The organism is Bacillus glycinifermentans, from assembly GCF_001042475.2.
In the GTDB taxonomy this organism is placed as follows: Bacteria; Bacillota; Bacilli; order Bacillales; family Bacillaceae; genus Bacillus; species Bacillus glycinifermentans.
Genome location: NZ_LECW02000020.1, coordinates 49,860 through 65,990 on the forward strand (window position 1 = coordinate 49,860; position 16,131 = coordinate 65,990).

At 45.6% G+C, this 16,131-nt stretch carries 10 protein-coding genes and 1 pseudogene; 2 read left to right on the top strand and 9 right to left on the bottom strand.

What is annotated here, in order from left to right:
* Positions 1-7 precede the first annotated feature (7 nt).
* From yfmT to AB447_RS11960, 4 genes are all read right to left on the bottom strand, one after another.
* Entirely contained in the window at positions 8-1,465 is a 1,458-nt protein-coding gene (gene yfmT, locus AB447_RS11945; protein WP_048353966.1) for a benzaldehyde dehydrogenase, read from the bottom strand.
* 112 nt (positions 1,466-1,577) lie between these two features.
* Complete coding sequence (locus tag AB447_RS11950; RefSeq protein ID WP_048353965.1) at positions 1,578-2,486, bottom strand: LysR family transcriptional regulator; 909 nt, start codon at positions 2,484-2,486, stop codon at positions 1,578-1,580.
* Between the two features lie 82 nt (positions 2,487-2,568).
* On the bottom strand, positions 2,569-4,188 hold the full coding sequence (maeA, locus tag AB447_RS11955; protein WP_048354000.1) for an NAD-dependent malic enzyme: 1,620 nt from the start codon (positions 4,186-4,188) through the stop codon (positions 2,569-2,571).
* A gap of 25 nt (positions 4,189-4,213) precedes the next feature.
* Complete coding sequence (locus AB447_RS11960; protein ID WP_048353964.1) at positions 4,214-5,656, bottom strand: DASS family sodium-coupled anion symporter; 1,443 nt, start codon at positions 5,654-5,656, stop codon at positions 4,214-4,216.
* Positions 5,657-5,910: 254 nt separating this feature from the next.
* On the opposite strand from AB447_RS11960, the gene AB447_RS11965 reads away from it, so the two are divergent.
* Positions 5,911-6,852 (top strand): AEC family transporter, encoded by a 942-nt coding sequence (locus AB447_RS11965; RefSeq protein ID WP_048353963.1) that lies wholly within the window; start codon positions 5,911-5,913, stop codon positions 6,850-6,852.
* Positions 6,853-7,339: 487 nt separating this feature from the next.
* On the opposite strand, the gene AB447_RS11970 is transcribed toward AB447_RS11965, so the two are convergent.
* The 3 genes from AB447_RS11970 to pdxR form a co-directional block, all read right to left on the bottom strand.
* Positions 7,340-8,059: a YebC/PmpR family DNA-binding transcriptional regulator gene (locus AB447_RS11970; RefSeq protein ID WP_048353962.1), complete on the bottom strand. Its 720-nt coding sequence runs from the start codon at positions 8,057-8,059 to the stop codon at positions 7,340-7,342.
* A 108-nt stretch (positions 8,060-8,167) separates the two neighbouring features.
* Positions 8,168-9,073: a DMT family transporter gene (locus AB447_RS11975; protein WP_048353961.1), complete on the bottom strand. Its 906-nt coding sequence runs from the start codon at positions 9,071-9,073 to the stop codon at positions 8,168-8,170.
* A 59-nt stretch (positions 9,074-9,132) separates the two neighbouring features.
* Entirely contained in the window at positions 9,133-10,560 is a 1,428-nt protein-coding gene (gene pdxR, locus AB447_RS11980) for a MocR-like pyridoxine biosynthesis transcription factor PdxR (RefSeq protein WP_048353960.1), read from the bottom strand.
* A 133-nt stretch (positions 10,561-10,693) separates the two neighbouring features.
* Between pdxR and AB447_RS11985 the strand changes: the two are divergent.
* Positions 10,694-11,620: pseudogene (locus AB447_RS11985) on the top strand (DMT family transporter).
* Between the two features lie 556 nt (positions 11,621-12,176).
* On the opposite strand, the gene AB447_RS11990 reads toward AB447_RS11985, so the two are convergent.
* Together AB447_RS11990 and AB447_RS11995 are read right to left on the bottom strand one after the other, a co-directional pair.
* A complete protein-coding gene (locus tag AB447_RS11990) occupies positions 12,177-13,094 on the bottom strand; it encodes a DUF5655 domain-containing protein (RefSeq protein WP_048406789.1) in 918 nt (305 codons plus the stop codon).
* Positions 13,095-13,114: 20 nt separating this feature from the next.
* Entirely contained in the window at positions 13,115-15,988 is a 2,874-nt protein-coding gene (locus AB447_RS11995; RefSeq protein WP_048353959.1) for an AAA domain-containing protein, read from the bottom strand.
* Between the last annotated feature and the right edge of the window lie 143 nt (positions 15,989-16,131).

The window sequence follows — 16,131 nt, forward strand, 5'->3', positions numbered from 1 at the left end:
CCTCCTTTTAATATGGAAAAACCCTTTTTTGATGCTGGACAGAGATCCACTTCAATGTCGTAAACTCATCAAGGCTCCATTCTCCATTCAGCCTTCCGAGGCCTGACTGTTTTTCTCCGCCGAAAGCGATGTGCGGCTCGTCGTTGATCGTGGTGTCGTTGACATGGATCATTCCCGTTTCGATCTGTTTAGCAAGATCCACACCGCGTTCCACATTCCCCGTATGAACGGCTCCGCTTAACCCGAACGGTGTGTCATTCGCAATTCTGATTGCTTCTTCTTCCGTTTGAAACGGCATGACACAGACGACCGGTCCGAACAGCTCTTCCCGGGCGATCGACATTCCCGGCTTTACATCTGTTAAAATCGTCGGTTCGACGAGATTGCCTTTAATTTCGCCTTTGATCAGCGCGACCGCGCCTTCTTCGATTCCTTTTTCTACGGCCTTGCGCAGATTTTCCGCCTGGCGTTCATTAATGACAGGGCCGATAATCGTATCCGGATCCATCGGATCTCCCGTCTTAAAAGCAGACACCTTTTGATAAAATAATTTCAAAAACGCCGGATACACCTCTTTTTGAACGAGAATCCGGTTGGCCGACATGCAGATTTGCCCCTGATGGGTGAAGCGGCTGAAGGCTGCGGCATTGACCGCGTATTCCAAATCGGCATCCTCCAGAACGATCAGCGCGCTATTGCCGCCAAGTTCAAGCAGCGGTTTTTTAAAGTGCTTGACCGCAAGCTGGCCGATGTAGCTTCCGACCTTTGTCGAACCCGTAAACGAGATGATCCTTGGAATCGGGTGTTCCACAAAGCTGTCACCGATCTCTTTGATGTCTGTGACAACGACGTTTAAAAGCCCCTTCGGCAGCCCTGCTTCTTCAAATATTTTCGCGATCAAGGTTCCGCCGCAAATCGGCGTTTCCTCATGCGGCTTCAGCACCACGCCGTTCCCCGCGCCAAGCGCCGGAGCAACCGATTTGACCGATAAAAAGAACGGAAAATTGAACGGGCTGATCACCCCGACGACGCCCGCCGGAATCCGGTACAGGCGATTTTCTTTTCCATCGACAGGGGAAGGCAGAATTCTTCCTTCCATCTTGAGCGGAAAACCGGCCGCTTCTTTGATCATATTGATGACGAGATCGATTTCAAAAGCCGCTTTCAGCCTTGTCCCGCCAAGCTCTTCCATAATGAGAAACACAATCGCTTCTTTATGTTCCTCAATATAGGCGGCCGCTTTTTCCAAAATCGCCCGTTTCTCATATGGGCCGACGCGGTCCCACTCCTTTTTTGCATTGAGTGCCACCTTATAGGCCTGGTCTACGTCATCGGGCGTCGCTTTGTGAAAAGAGGCGATCGTTTTTTGTGTATAGGGGTTCAGATCTGCCAAGACGCTTTCGCTTTTGCCGTCTCTCCACTCCCCTCCGATGTATTGACGGTTGAGATCGGTGATTTGAAACATTTTAGGCCATCTCCTATCAAACAGTTTTGGGAAAAGTTAGACTACATCATATGTATCGGCTGACTTTCATGAAAATTCAGGTACCTGCCGTTTTTTTGACATAAAAAAGATTTTACCGGGCGATTTCGGTAAAATCCTCATGCTTTTCGTGGGCTTGAAACAGTTCGATAATTGATTTTTCTTCTTCGCTCAGCGCATGGTTTTTATTAAAGCAAATCGATACGTAAAAATAAGGAATGACCTCTTCGTCAAGAGGAACCATCGCAATATCTTCCGCGTCTGAGACGACCATTCTGCTTAACAGGCTGATCCCGCAATCGACGGTGATCAAGGCTTTCAGCGTCTGGATTTTATCCGTTTGATAAACGACTTTCGGCTTGATCCGGTATTTTTTTGAAAAGTACTGAAAGGCTGTGCGGTGTACGAACGATTGGCCGAGCACGAGCATCTTTTCATGCTCTAATTCCTGAAAGTTAATGTTGCTGCGGCCGCTGAATCTATGCTGCTTGGAGGTGCATATCACGAGTTCTGAGCGCGTGATGGGGATGCTGACAATCTTGCTGTTATGTATAGGCGAAGCCGATCCGATGATGGCCAAATCAAGCTTGTTTTCCTCAATTTTTTTCATGAGCAGCTCTGACCCGTCTTCTACCAAATTGATGAAAGGCAAAAGCCCTTTATCATCGATCTGCTTCATGATATCAGCGGCGTAGTAGCCTCCGATGATCGGCGGCAGACCAAGGCGAATCGTCGGGTGGTTAAACTCTCTGATTTCCCTGACGGTGTTTTCGACTTCCGTTAAAATATGCCCGGCTTTTTTCTGTAAATACTGGCCGGCAATCGTCAGTTCGACGGAGCGGTGCGACTTATTGATCTCGAACAGCTTCACGCCGAGCTCATCTTCGAGGCGGTGAATCGCAAATGTCACGGATGGCTGTGACACATAGAGGGCTTCTGCGGTCTTTGTAAAACTTCTCGTATAGCAAAGCGTCTGAAAATACTCTAAATCTTTTAAGTTCATATCACAGGTGTCTCCTTTGTTAAAAGGCTATCATTTGTAAATGATAGCCTCTCTTCCGGAATGCTTACAAGTGACAGTTTTGTTAATATCTCGGCTCCCATATTAAACGGCTGACTGCTTCTTCGATGCTTGCGATTTCATTCTGATTGACGCCGTCTTTAATCGCTTGCTTCACAACGGCTTCAGCGACGATTTTTGAGACTTTTCTCATCTCAGCGACCGGAGGCAAAATGGCCGCTCCTTCAACTTGCGGGTTGACCAAATCACCGACGGCCCGCGCCGCGGCTGAGAGCATGTTTTGTGTGACGATCTTTGCTTCGGCGGCGATGATTCCGAGGCCGAGTCCTGGATACATGAGCGCATTGTTGCCTTGGCCGATTTGATATGTGACGCCGTTGTATTCGACATCATCAGACGGAATTCCGGTGCATACCAGGGCTTTGCCGTCCGTCCATTTGATAACGTCAGCCGCTTGCGCCTCGATCAGCTTCGTCGGATTTGAGATCGGGAAGATCGCCGGGCGCTCGACGTGCTTCGCCATTTCTTTGATCGCATCTTCAGTAAATGCACCCGGTGTAGTGGATGTCCCGACCAAAACAGTCGGTTTCACGAAGGCGATGATGTCCTGCAAGTCTTTATACTGTTTGCCGTCCATTTCGGCATGAGGACGTGCGAATTTTTGCTGGCCGTTCGTGAGATCCGGCATGTCATCTGTCAACAATCCTTGTTTATCGACTAAATAAAACCGTTTTTTCGCTTCATCTACAGTGATATCCTCCGTCCGCAGCATCTCTTCCAAAATTTGATTAGCGATTCCGACACCCGCAGTACCCGCACCGAAAATCAGCACTTTTTGTTTGTTTAACGGGATGTTTGACACTTTCATCGAACCTAACAGAGCCGCTAAAATGACGATTCCTGTTCCTTGAATGTCATCGTTGATCGTGCAGATGCTTGATTGATATGTTTCGAGAATCTTGGCTGCATTCGCACGGCCGAAGTCTTCCCAGTGAAGCAAAGCTTTCGGGAATGAATTTGTGACTTCTTTCACAAATTTGTCTATAAATTGATCATAAGCCTCGCCTCTCACCCGTTCGTGTTTATTTCCCAGGTAATGAGGATTGTCCAACAGCTCTTTGTTATTCGTCCCGACATCAAGGACAACCGGGAGAACCTGGTTCGGATTAATACCTGCAGCCGCTGTGTAAACGGCTAATTTTCCGGTTGCGATTTCAACTCCGTTGATGCCGCAGTCGCCCATTCCTAAAATCCCTTCACTATCTGTCACGACGATTAAGCGAATATCCCGGCCGTCAGCAAAGCTTTCAAGCGCCGCGTTTATATTGTCCTGATCATGGATTGACAAATAGACGGCATCCGGGGAAACAAAACGGTCGCTGTATTCCTCAATCGCCTCAGCTACGACAGGATCATAGACGACCGGCATAAATTCGACAAGGTGCTTTTCCATCGTATAGTAAAAAAGCGTCCGGTTTGTTTTGTAAATATCCATTAAAAAGATTCTTTGCTCAAGACGCGTTTCCTTTTTTTGATATTGGCTGTAAACTTGCCGCTCCTGTTCGTCGATCGTTTGAACGACGGGCGGAATTAAGCCGTTCAGCCCCAATGCATCGCGTTCATCTTGTTTAAATCCGGTTCCTTTATTCAACAATGGGTTTGTTAAAACACCAATATTTGACATATTCATTTCCCTCTCTCTTTTATTTTTACATGATTCCGATGATATGCCACCAGAGCATTCCAAGACCTGTCCAAATCGCAAACGTCAGCGCAGATACGGCAAAGCCTATGCTGAACCACGCTTTTGATGAAACATACTCAGAGCTGAAATACAGCGGCCCTGCCAGCGTCCCGTAATTTGTCGGCTGCGCGCACAGCGCCGTCAGAAAAGCCAGATACAATGCGGATGCGACAGGCGGAGCGCCCATGCCGATCAAAATCGCCAAAAACGGCGTATAGAACGCATTGACGTGAATGATCAGGCTCGTAAAGAAATAATGACTGTAATAGTAGATCAAACCTAACACAACGAAAGCGACGCCCCATGACAAACCATGAACTTGTGCGCCTACAACGTTGCTGAACCATTTGATAACGCCGAAGCGATTGAGCTGGGCTCCCATCATCAACAGCGGTCCGAGCCAGACGAGCAGGTTCCAGGCGCTCTTTTGTTCCGGAATGTCGGACCATTTAATCACGCCAAAGAAGACGAGCATCGTCACGCCGATAAAAGCCGCAATCGTGGTGGAGACGCCGAGCGCATTTCCGAAAATCCACAACAAAATCATGACAAGAAAAGAAATCAGCATGTAGATTTCCGAGCGTTTGACCGGCCCCATTTTCTCCAGTTCTTTTTGCGCCATTGCCGGTGCATCGGGCATTTTCGTAATTTCCGGTTTATAGACGAGATAGATGAACAGCGGGATCACGACCAATGAGACAACCGCGGGCAACAACCCCGCCAACGCCCATTGCCCCCACGAAATGTGGACACCGAGTTTGTCTGCCAATGACACCGCGATCGGGCTCGTTGAAATCGCCGTCAAAAAAATAGCCGACGTCAACAGGTTGGCGTGAAATCCCAAAATCACAAGGAAAGAGCCAATCTTTCGCGATGTGCCGAGCTTCGGATCAGAACCGTACGATTTCGCAAGCTGCTGGATAATCGGAAAAATGATTCCCGCTCCCCGGGCCGTATTGCTCGGAATGGCGGGTGAAATCACCAATTCGCATAACACAAGGGCATATCCTAAAGTCAATGTCCGTTTGCCGAACAGTTTGACGAACAGATAGGCAATCCTTAATCCGAGTCCCGTTTTCGTAAATCCGATGGCTGCACAATAAGCCGCCACAATCAACCAAATCGTGCTGTCACTGTAGCCTGAAAAAGCAACTTCACCGCTCACCGTATGCGTTACCGTTAAAATAATCAAATCGATAAATGCGTAAAGTCCAAGCGGGGCCGCATTCAATATGCAGCCAAGAATCGTTGCGAGGAACAATGCCAGCACATGGCCGCCCTGAAGAGAAATGCCTGACGGATAGTGGATAAACCAAAGCACCGTTCCAACAATGATAGAAATGAGAAACGGAATCGGCTTAAACGCCAGCTGCCGGGCTTTTCTTTCAGGACCGCTTCCCTCAGCCACAACCATCAACTCCTTATTCCATTTTCGGTACGCTGCTATTGTAGACCCGGCGCCCGGGCAAAAACCCCTATAGAATTTTTATACGATAATAAATAAAACTAATACGGCCCGCCCCGTCAGGCTGTCCGGCGTGCTGATAAATCTTTCTTATCAGCCTATAAATAAACCGTATTTGTGAGTCTTCTTCCGGCTGAACTATTATTTTACGTAGGGAATATTTCATTTCCATAAATAAATAAAAAGAAGGAATGCATATGAACATTTGGACATCGATTTCAAGCGTTATTATCATTTTGTTATTAATTGCATTAGGGTATGTTTTGAATGAGAAGGGCTGGTTTGTGGAAGGATTCAACAAAAGTATTTCAAACCTGATAACAAAAATAGCGCTGCCCTGCTCTATCTTTGTATCCGTCTTAAAGTTTTTCACGAAAGAAAAATCCTCCAGCTTAATCTGGCCTATGTGCGGGGTAATCATTTCCTATATCATTGCATTTTTATTATCGAAAGCATTGCGGACGAGAAAAGGCAGAATCGGAACGTTCAGAGCTTCGTTTGTAAACGCGAATGCGATCTTCATCGGTCTGCCGCTGAACATCGCGTTGTTCGGAGAAAAAAGCCTTCCTTATTTCCTTGTTTACTATATTATTAATACGATTTCGCTCTGGTCGTTGGGCGCCTTTTTAATCGCCAAAGACAGCAAAGACGAAGCGCACAGCGCGCAAAAAATAACGTTCAAAAAGCTCATTTCGAAGCTGTTGCCGCCTCCGCTTTTAGGCTTTCTAGTTTCAATCGTGTTTCTATGGTTCGAAATTCCGGTGCCTGAGTTCGCGAATTCTGCGCTGACATACGTCGGCAACCTGGTCACGCCGCTGTCATTGATTTTTATCGGGATCGTCCTCAACAAATCCGGGCTGAAAAGCATCCGCTTTGACAAAGATACGATCGGCGTTTTACTCGGACGCTTCGTCATTTCGCCGCTCGTGCTGTTTTTGCTGCTCCTGCCGATCCCGCTTTCTTCACTGCTGAAGCAAACATTAATCGTCCAATCGGCCACAGCGACGCCGACTGTCACCCCGATGCTCGCCGCCGAAGCAGGCGGAGACGTCGATTTTGCGACAAACACCGTTGCGACAAGTACGATTTTGTTTTTGTTCGTTGTGCCGGTTTTGATGCAGTTGTTGCAGTTTGTGTAATAAAAAACTGTCCCGTAAATGTTAGACACCGATCTTACATTTACGGGGTGTTTTTATGGCTAAATTTCCAGCGAAGAAAAAAGGAATATTATCCCTTTTAATTTAAAATATGTTAAAACGGATATACAACTAATCCTTTTGTCAGCAAGTTAGAAATCAATAGAATGTAAGGAGAATAAAGATGGGAGCCGTTGATATCATCACAATTTTAATACCTATATATCATCTAGTAACGGCTGCGCTTGTCGTCGCGGGTATTGTAGCTTAACAAAGGTTGTCAAAAGGTATTTAAGGAACGGTAAATTGGCTGAAGAGAAATTTAAACTTGAAAATGAGGAAATAAAGGAGATCAAGCAGCGGCTTTATAAAATTGAAGCATTATTAAAAGACGTAGAATAGTATGTTCCCCATTCAGCAGTTCTGTACAATGGGGCTTTTTTTCGCCAAAAAAACCACCCATGATTTCAATCACGGGTGGTGATGAGGATTATTCACCTAAATCAACATTATGGTAAACCTGCTGAACGTCCTCCAAATCTTCAAGCGCATCGATCAGCTTTTCGAATTGAGCCTGGGCATCCTCGGGAAGCGTTACTTCGTTTTGCGCGAGCATTGTCAGCTCTGCGACGGTGAACTCGGTGATTCCGGCGTTTTGCAGCGCTTCCTGCACGGCGTGGAATTGATCAGGCTCGGCGTAGACGATCACGGCGTCGTCTTCTTCGATGATGTCGCGGACATCGATGTCGGCTTCCATCAACAATTCAAGCGTTTCGTCGGCTGTTTTGCCTTCAAAACCGATGACAGCCGTCGGATCAAACATGTATGCGACAGAGCCGCTCACACCCATGTTTCCGCCGTTTTTTCCGAATGTAGAGCGGACATCAGCCGCCGTCCGGTTGACATTGTTCGTCAGCGCATCAACGATGACCATCGCGCCGTTCGGTCCGAAGCCTTCGTAGCGCAGCTCGTCATAGTTTTCCTCAGAACCGCCCTTCGCCTTTTCGATCGCCCGCTCGATAATCGCTTTCGGGACATTGTACGTTTTCGCCCGCTCAAGCACGAACCTCAGCGCCTGGTTTGACTCAGGATCCGGCTCGCCCTGCTTTGCCGCCACATATATTTCACGTCCGAATTTGGCGTATATCCGGCTCGTATTCGCATCCTTAGACGCTTTCTTTTCTTTTATATTGTTCCATTTACGGCCCATAATGTAACCACTCTCTTTCCATTTCATTCACAAAATCTATTATACCGCAGGGCTTGGCGATTTCATCAAATTGATGCATTAAATTTGCGACATTTTTTTGGAAATCTGCTAGGATGCGAGATTTTGGCTGTCCTTTTTCACAACCACGGTGACAAAAATTCCGGCGATCACAAGCGTGATTCCGATCAGATGAATCATGGTAAATTGCTCCTTCAGAACGATGCCGGATAAGACGACGGCGGAAACGGGCAATACCGACGTGAAAATCCCGGAAATGCCGGCGGAAACCTTCGACACACCGCTGTACCACAAGTAAAAGGCAAGCACTGTAACGATCAGTGCATAATAGAGTACGTATGACCAATCAAGAAGTCCCGGTGCCGCAAAGTTGAAAGACAGCGCTTCGAAGACCGCAAACGGAAGAAAAAACAAAAACCCGAACAGCGACACAAACGTTGCAATCGCCAAAGCCGAAATATGCGGGGACAACAGTTTTGCCAAAAGCGTAAACATCGCCTCGCCAACCACAGCCGCTGCGATTAAGAGATTCCCGATCAAAGCGTGCGGGCTTCCGCCCCCGTCTGCTCCAAACAGATTGATCGTCATCACGCCCATGACGGCGAGCACGATTCCGATCAACATCCGCTTTTCGATTCGTTCTTTCAATAGAAAAAAAGCCAAAATCCCGACAGCCATCGGCGTCGTGCTTGTAATCATTCCGCTCTCCATCCCCGTCGTCAGCTTGACGCCGTAAAGCATGCAGACGCTGAACAGAAAAACGCCGGTAAACGACTGCATCACCAGCACAAACACGTCTTTTTTCGTCAGCTCCGGAAACCCTTTTTCAAAAACAATAAGCAAGACGATTAAAACGGCCGCCGCGATCAAAAAGCGAATCCCTGACGAAAGAAACACCGGAATCATTTCGACCATCAGTTTGCCGACGACGACAGAGCTGCCGACGATCGCCATCGCAAGCGCCATTGAGATGTAAGCCTTCAGTTGATGCTGCATTCATTTTCTCCTGTCTTTATGTATTTAGGTAAATTGTATCAAATTTCCGGCGGCATTTTTTATTTTTTTCCGCTTTCTGTCGCTAACGTCTTGATGATCAGGCTTAATTGATAGATTCCCTTTTTAAGATCGCCGGAGGAGGCAAAAGCGTAGGATAACCTGATAAAATTCCCGTTTTCCTGCGCATAGATGCTCCCGGAATTCAACAGAATGCCTTCTGCCAATGCTTTGGCGTAAAGAGATTTCATCGACAGGGGCGGCAGTATGTTCAGCCAAATAAAAAAACCGCCCTTTGGTACGTTCCATGACGCCAATCCTTTCAAGTGTTCTGCCAAAACCTCCAAGACAAAATCCCTTCTCTTTTTAAGCTGATCCCTGACGTTTTCGAGGTGCTTCTGATAATGTCCGGTTGTCAGCCATTCAGCCGCCACCCTTTGAGACAGCGAGCTTGAACCGTAGTCTGTCTGCATTTTAATATCTGATAAACGTTCGATGACAGGCTCCGGACCGACGATCCAGCCGATTCTGAGTCCCGGGCTCAGCGTTTTGGAAAAGCTTCCGATGTACAAAACATGCCCGTTTTGATCGATCGACTTGATCGGAGGGGGCGGAGCCTGGTCGATCCACAGCTCGCGGTAGATATCGTCTTCAATGATCGGAAGCTGTTCCTTTTCGCTCAAACGCAAAACCTCTTCCCTCCGCTTTTGGGACATTAACACGCCGGTCGGATTTTGAAAACAAGGGTTTGTGTACAAAATCGCCCTGCCCCGCGGCACCGTTCCGATCGTTTGCGGCAAAAGCCCGGCTTCATCCATCGGCAGCCCCGAAAGCTTCATCCCCGCCGATTGGAAGACATGCAAAGAATAAAGATAGGACGGACGATCCAAAAACACGGTCGATCCGCTTTGCAAAAGCCCCATTGAAATGAGCTGCAAAGCTTGAAGCGCGCCGGAAACGATGAGAATCGAAGCCGGGGACGCTTGAATCCCGAGCGTCCGCAAATAACGGCTGAGCGCCTCTCGTAAAGGAAGATAGCCCTTTGGCTCCTCATATCCGAAAGCCTCCAGATTGTGAGCCACCTTCCCCATCATCTCCTTCATCACAGACAAGGGAAACATGTCTTTGGAAAGCTCGCCTTTGCTAAGCTGGATCAAATCTGGATTTGACTCCGACTGGTTGATTTCCTGAACCGTTTTCCGGCTCGGCTGCTGAAACCCGGCGTCGACATACTTCCCCCAATCAGGGGACGAACGGTTGGCCAACAGCGTCCACGTATTGCTGACGACGACCGTCCCTTTCCCCATTCTGCCTTCAATCAGCCCGTCTGCCGCAAGCTCCTCCAGTGCCGTAATCACCGTGCTTCTGTTCACATTGAATTCTCTTGCCAGCGTGCGCTGGCTCGGAATCTTGCTTCCGATCGGCCACTCGCCATTTCCGATTTTCTCTTTGATATACTCAATAATTTGTTTGTATTTTGGACGTTTCATGATCGATCTCCCTGATGCAAAGTGGTTGGTTTTATTTTTTCGAAACTGGTTGAAGCCATTTTACCAAACGTTTATTAAGATGAATACCACACAAATCAACTGGTTGGTTTTTAAAAAGGAGATTGAGGATTTCATGTCAAAACAAACGATACCACTCACATTGTCATACTGCATCATGATCGGTCTATGGGCCAGTGCGTTTCCCGGCATTCGCGCAGGCCTGGCGCATTACACGCCGGAACATCTCGCATTGCTTCGGCTGCTTATCGGCTCTCTGGCGCTGTTGCTGATCGCCTTAATCACCCGCATCCCGCTCCCGGAGATGAAAGATATTCCGATGATCTTATTGCTCGGATGTTTAGGGTTTTCCGCTTATCACACACTGCTGAATGTCGGCGAACAAACGGTGAACGCCGGGATTGCCAGCCTGCTCGTTGCGACAACGCCTCTATTTTCCGCCGCATTGTCCGGTTTGTTTTTCCGCTAAAGGTTCGGAACTGCAAAATGGGCCGGATCTTGCATCAGTTTTTTAGGCGTCGGCTTGATCTCATTCGGAACAGGGAATTTCAAACAATCGGCCGCGGGGATTTTGCTGATCTTGCTGGCCGCTTTTTCAGAAAGCGTCTATTTCGTCCTGCAAACGCGCTATATCAAAAAATACGGCTTCATTCCGTTTGTCATCTATACGATTTGGGGAGGAACCGTTCCGATGCTCGCGTTTCTCCCCGGATTAGGCGAAGAGCTGAGCAATGCGCCGCTCCACTCTACGGCAAGTGTGCTGTACTTAGGATTGCTGCCGACAGTTGTGCCGTATTTTGCCCTTGCTTATATTACGTCCCGGGTCGGTCCTGCGGAAGCGACGGTTTCGTTGTATGTAACGCCGGCTTTAACGCTTATTATCGCATGGGTATGGATCAATGAAGTTCCCGCTTTTCTTTCGTTGCTCGGAGGGATGGTGACGATAGCGGGGGTATTGTTTACATACCGGAAATCGGGAAATGCCATTACCACTGCTCCGAATTTATGCCGCTCAAGACGCCGGAGAAAACAGAACGCTTGAACGGAGACGGGAGAAAGGCTTTTATTGGTATAAAGGTGTAATTGAGAAAAAAGTGATGAGATGTCCCTTAGGTGCGGGACGTCTTTTTTATTTGGCAGGTGAAACAGATATTCATGTTGAAGAGGAAAATGGGAGAGGGCGATTTTCAGCTCTTTTCCAAGAAGAAAATGATCATGTCGGTTTCAGAGAGGAGCCCGAACAATGTTAATGTTTGAAACGATCATAGGATATGTTTGTTTTCTAATGGTTAATATCATTTTTGATAAATGCATAAGAAAAAAAATCTCCGTTTGCCCACTTAGCTGTCGTTTCATTAGTACAAACAATAATTGCATTGGATATATACTTTATTTTTTGAAAACATCACAAAACGTGTGAACATCTCCCAAACTCAAAAAATAGTCCGCCAACAGTTAGGTTACCGTTCTGATAAGGAGCGGATGCCGGGATTCAACAATCCGCTTTCAAGTTTGTATGAATGTTTTAACATGGATTGGTGTTTCATTTTGCCTCACCTTTTAAGTTAACTGATGATCCAGTTTTAAGAACATCAGTTTTAAATATTTTTCTCATAAACTTGCTTGATCAAATGGATGATATATTCAATATGCTCCTCATCATTAATTTGAACTTCATAATCGCCGTTTCCCCAGTGACCTTTGCCAGCAACGTCTCTCATTAGTCCAGCCGGATCATCCAGCTCTCCCCTTTTGGCGTTAATCCAAATCTTCAAACCCTTTTTTAAAAGACGAACATCTACCATGTTACGCTTATTAATAGTAAAAGCGATATAAAGCTTTGTCGCTCTTATTGATAGGTTGTCTCCTAAATTTAAAATCTCTTCTTTTAACTGCTGGTATAGGTCAATCACCTCATCAGGCTTACGGGTTAGATGATCTTCCTCTGTAAAGACTTTGATTTCCCTGCTCACTTGTTCAATTGCTACACTTTGCTTTGAAATCGTGTTAATCGAACCCGAAGCCCCCGTTGGTCTGATAGGGTTCATTTGTATGATATTATTTTCGTACCTTTTGATTTCCCACAGTTCCATCGGCAAATCTCTAAAGTTAATTGATTCCTTTTGATGTGTTGTAAACTCAGGAGAAATAAAAATAACCTTTGATTGCGACCAATCGACACTGTTCCTCTTTAATTGTGTATCTTGATTTTCATTATATTCAAGAATAAAGTCAGCTTTATTATTGAGCATGACGGACAGATAGGCATAGCCCTGGTCAATCACGCTTGAGTGCTTCTTGTTTTTATATTCAATAATGACAAACGATTGCGTCTGGTCATCAAATGCCAGCGTATCGATCCGAAAGCCGGCCACTCGAAACTCAGACGCAATGAACCTGAGGCCTAATAATTGTTTTAAATTCTTCTCACATAGGTGCTGGATGTCTTTTTCTTTCTTAAACGGTTTTTCCCGGATTTCTTTCAGATCTTGTTGGTGTAATTGAAAGAGATACATGGCTGCGCTCCTTACTTTTATTAAGAATAAACGACGTCGTTTTCTAAAAGCATCTTCTTCAACAATCCGCTCGGTTTATTCGCGCTGTCTGATAAACAATTCATATCACCCATGACAAGAAAGCTGTCCTTTGCCCGTGAGACAGCGACGTTTAACAGGCTTTTATTAGCGTCTATGAAAAAGCAGCCGTCATTTTTTCCGTACACAGTCGACATGATGATGACCTTTCTTTCCCCGCCTTGAAAGGTATGCACGGTTCCGACATTGACAAAAGGTTTCACATCGGGTGATAAGGCTCGCTTTATAGTTCTAACTTGCATTTTAAAAGGCGTGATGATGCCGATAAGGCTTTTCGGATCTTCTTCATGATAAGCATCCCGGATTCTGTAGAAATGCTCGTTGATCCATGCGGCGATGGCCCTTGCCTCGATTTCGTTATATCGGCTCCCCGCTTTTTTGTTTGACTGTTGAGAATTGACATGTATGTGGGCTAGTGAAGGGATCGATAATTGAGCGAGCGGAAACTTATCATCTTCAGCTGCTTTTCCTCTCATTGGCTCAAGTTTTCCTTTGTACACCAGCTTGTTGCAATAATCAATAATGTCATCGTAGCAGCGCCTATGCTCGCTTAAAAACAAACCGCGTTGTTGATGCTTTTCGTATTTGCAGCTTTTGCCCGCCACTTTCATCACGCTTGATTCTGATGTGTTCAAACCAAGTACGCGAAGCTGCTCAAACTGTTCGATCGAAGTGATGACATCATTGGAAAGCGCTAATGACATATCCAGTGTTTCGTTAATATTCCACACAGGTTCAATCTGATAGACATCTCCTACAACGACTGCCCGTTTCGCTAGCGAAAATGAACATGCCGCAATCTCAGGAGTCACCTGCCCTGCTTCATCTACGATTAGCAAATCAATATAATTGTAGAGAAAATGTTCTTTCCCGTTATCATAGGCCAGCAGCAGCCGCGGAAGCTGATAAAAAGTCATAACGAAACAAGGGGTCAACATGCTTAAGTTTGTATAAAACCGGTTTAATACATTTTCAAAGTTTCTCCCCTTTTGTTTTTCCGACAGCCTTTTCTCCGTCAGCCACCTGCACTCATAATAATGAACCGCCAGCCAAAAGGACGCGTATTTTATCGTTGTATCTAAAAAATCATTGGCTTTGTCTAAAGATACAAATGAACCTGGATATTTTTCAAGAATGTTCAGCGTAATGAGTTCCTCTATTAATTGATTGTATTTGGTGCTCAATTCGCTGATTTGTTGATGTATAAGATCAACCTGCTTTATTTTTTCTCTTGCCTCTTTTGCTTTTTCGCTATAAACAGAAATAATTTCATCAAGATTCATCGACTCATCAATACATTCTTCATCCGGCAGTATAAAATACCGGATATGACTTACTAATTTGTTCTTGAAGAACGGAATAAACCGGAGCAGGCGAACAAAGAACGGCAGGTTTGAAAAGTGCGTCTGCCACTCTGATATTCTTTGTTGAATCGCTTGAAACGTGTCTTCCCACTCGCTTTTTTCCTTAGACAATTGTGTCATGTATGTATCCAAAGAAACTCCCTCAGGAGCCATTTGATTATATTCGGAGAACAGGGATAAAACCTTTTGTCTGATCTCCTCTATCGCTGATAATCGATTTGAAATCGTCTGCTCACATTGCTTGATGTCAGTGTGGTTTGTGCCAAAATAACGATTGCATTCTTTGAGCATCTTTTCGGCAGACCGCGCAATATTTTCGTTGCTTTCAACCTCGTCAAAAAAGTTTTCTCCCCGGGAATTCGTATATTGAAACCCTTTTTCCTTAGCCTCTTTCTCCTTACTGCCGGACGGAAAATAAACAGCAAAGCTGTCTACACCTTCGATCCAACGCTGCTCCAAATTGCTGTTTTCCCATTTTGGTTTGATCTTTCCGAATGATTCAATTATGTTGGTTACCGCCTGATTGTTTGTTGATGAAGCGACAATGACAGGAGGATTTTCCTTTTTTAACGCCCGTTCGACATAAAGGTTGGCAACGAGTGATTGCAATAACGTCGTTTTTCCCGTACCTGGAGGACCGTTGACAGCTAGAATTTCTCCCTCTTCCATGTTGTTGAAATGATTCAGGCACTCCCTTTGCGAAGGCGATAAAGGATATTCCCCGCCCATTTGCCCGACATGCTTCTGCATCTCTGACAGCCGATTTGGGATAAGCGGCGATAAAGAAGTGAACTCCTTGTTGATGAAATTTTGATAAAGCGGCAGACGATCCGGCTGGCCGGATAGAAGGTGATCATATAATTTTAGTATGTTTCTAGTTGCGTTGACGGAATCATCCTTAATGATGTAAACGTTTGTCTCCAATTCTATTTCTTTAACTGTATTTGAGCTTATTCCACTTTCAGTAACGGCCTCATACAGATCTTTCGTAAAATCAAAGTAGCTTTTCCAAGTGAGATTGTTTTCCAGCCTTTGATAATTGTTACTCATAAATTCATCAAAATCATTGACATAGCCGATCGCAAGCTCTTCGTCAATGATCGGATGAAGATGCTCTCTCGGAATCCACGGATATTTGCCTTCTGACGGCAGCAGTACACCATTAACAGTCAAAACCGCCGGAATATAAAGAATTCCGCTCATGTCTTCAATATTCGTCTCAACCTTTTGCTGACCGTCGAAATTCATTTTAATCGTCTTTGCCACAACGATAACATCCAGTTTTCCGGAAACGTTTTTGCGGTCTGAGAGCGTGGCAAAATGCTCATTACCGATCTTTCCTCGGATAATGCTGTCTAAATCCGAAATCGTATAGCGGCTGTTTTTAAAATTGATTTTTAATTTGGCAGCCACACTATCGCGAAAATACTTGGTTACATTTTGGGATGACATCGCTTTTCCTCCTGATATATGAAAAAACCGTTATATTGGTAATAACATTAAGTAGTAACAATTATATCCTAAATGAATGTAGGGATAAATAACTGTCTTTACAAAAAAAGATATGAATGAATTCAAAAAGGATGCCCTTAAGT

What these genes read in the sequence shown, in the direction of transcription:
- AB447_RS11990 (WP_048406789.1), bottom strand. Translation starts at nt 13,094, where the DNA reads ATGTATCTCTTTCAATTACACCAACAAGATCTGAAAGAAATCCGGGAA.
- AB447_RS11975 (WP_048353961.1), bottom strand. Translation starts at nt 9,073, where the DNA reads ATGCAGCATCAACTGAAGGCTTACATCTCAATGGCGCTTGCGATGGCG.
- AB447_RS11995 (WP_048353959.1), bottom strand. Translation starts at nt 15,988, where the DNA reads ATGTCATCCCAAAATGTAACCAAGTATTTTCGCGATAGTGTGGCTGCC.
- pdxR (WP_048353960.1), bottom strand. Translation starts at nt 10,560, where the DNA reads ATGAAACGTCCAAAATACAAACAAATTATTGAGTATATCAAAGAGAAA.
- maeA (WP_048354000.1), bottom strand. Translation starts at nt 4,188, where the DNA reads ATGTCAAATATTGGTGTTTTAACAAACCCATTGTTGAATAAAGGAACC.
- AB447_RS11970 (WP_048353962.1), bottom strand. Translation starts at nt 8,059, where the DNA reads ATGGGCCGTAAATGGAACAATATAAAAGAAAAGAAAGCGTCTAAGGAT.
- AB447_RS11965 (WP_048353963.1), top strand. Translation starts at nt 5,911, where the DNA reads ATGAACATTTGGACATCGATTTCAAGCGTTATTATCATTTTGTTATTA.
- yfmT (WP_048353966.1), bottom strand. Translation starts at nt 1,465, where the DNA reads ATGTTTCAAATCACCGATCTCAACCGTCAATACATCGGAGGGGAGTGG.
- AB447_RS11950 (WP_048353965.1), bottom strand. Translation starts at nt 2,486, where the DNA reads ATGAACTTAAAAGATTTAGAGTATTTTCAGACGCTTTGCTATACGAGA.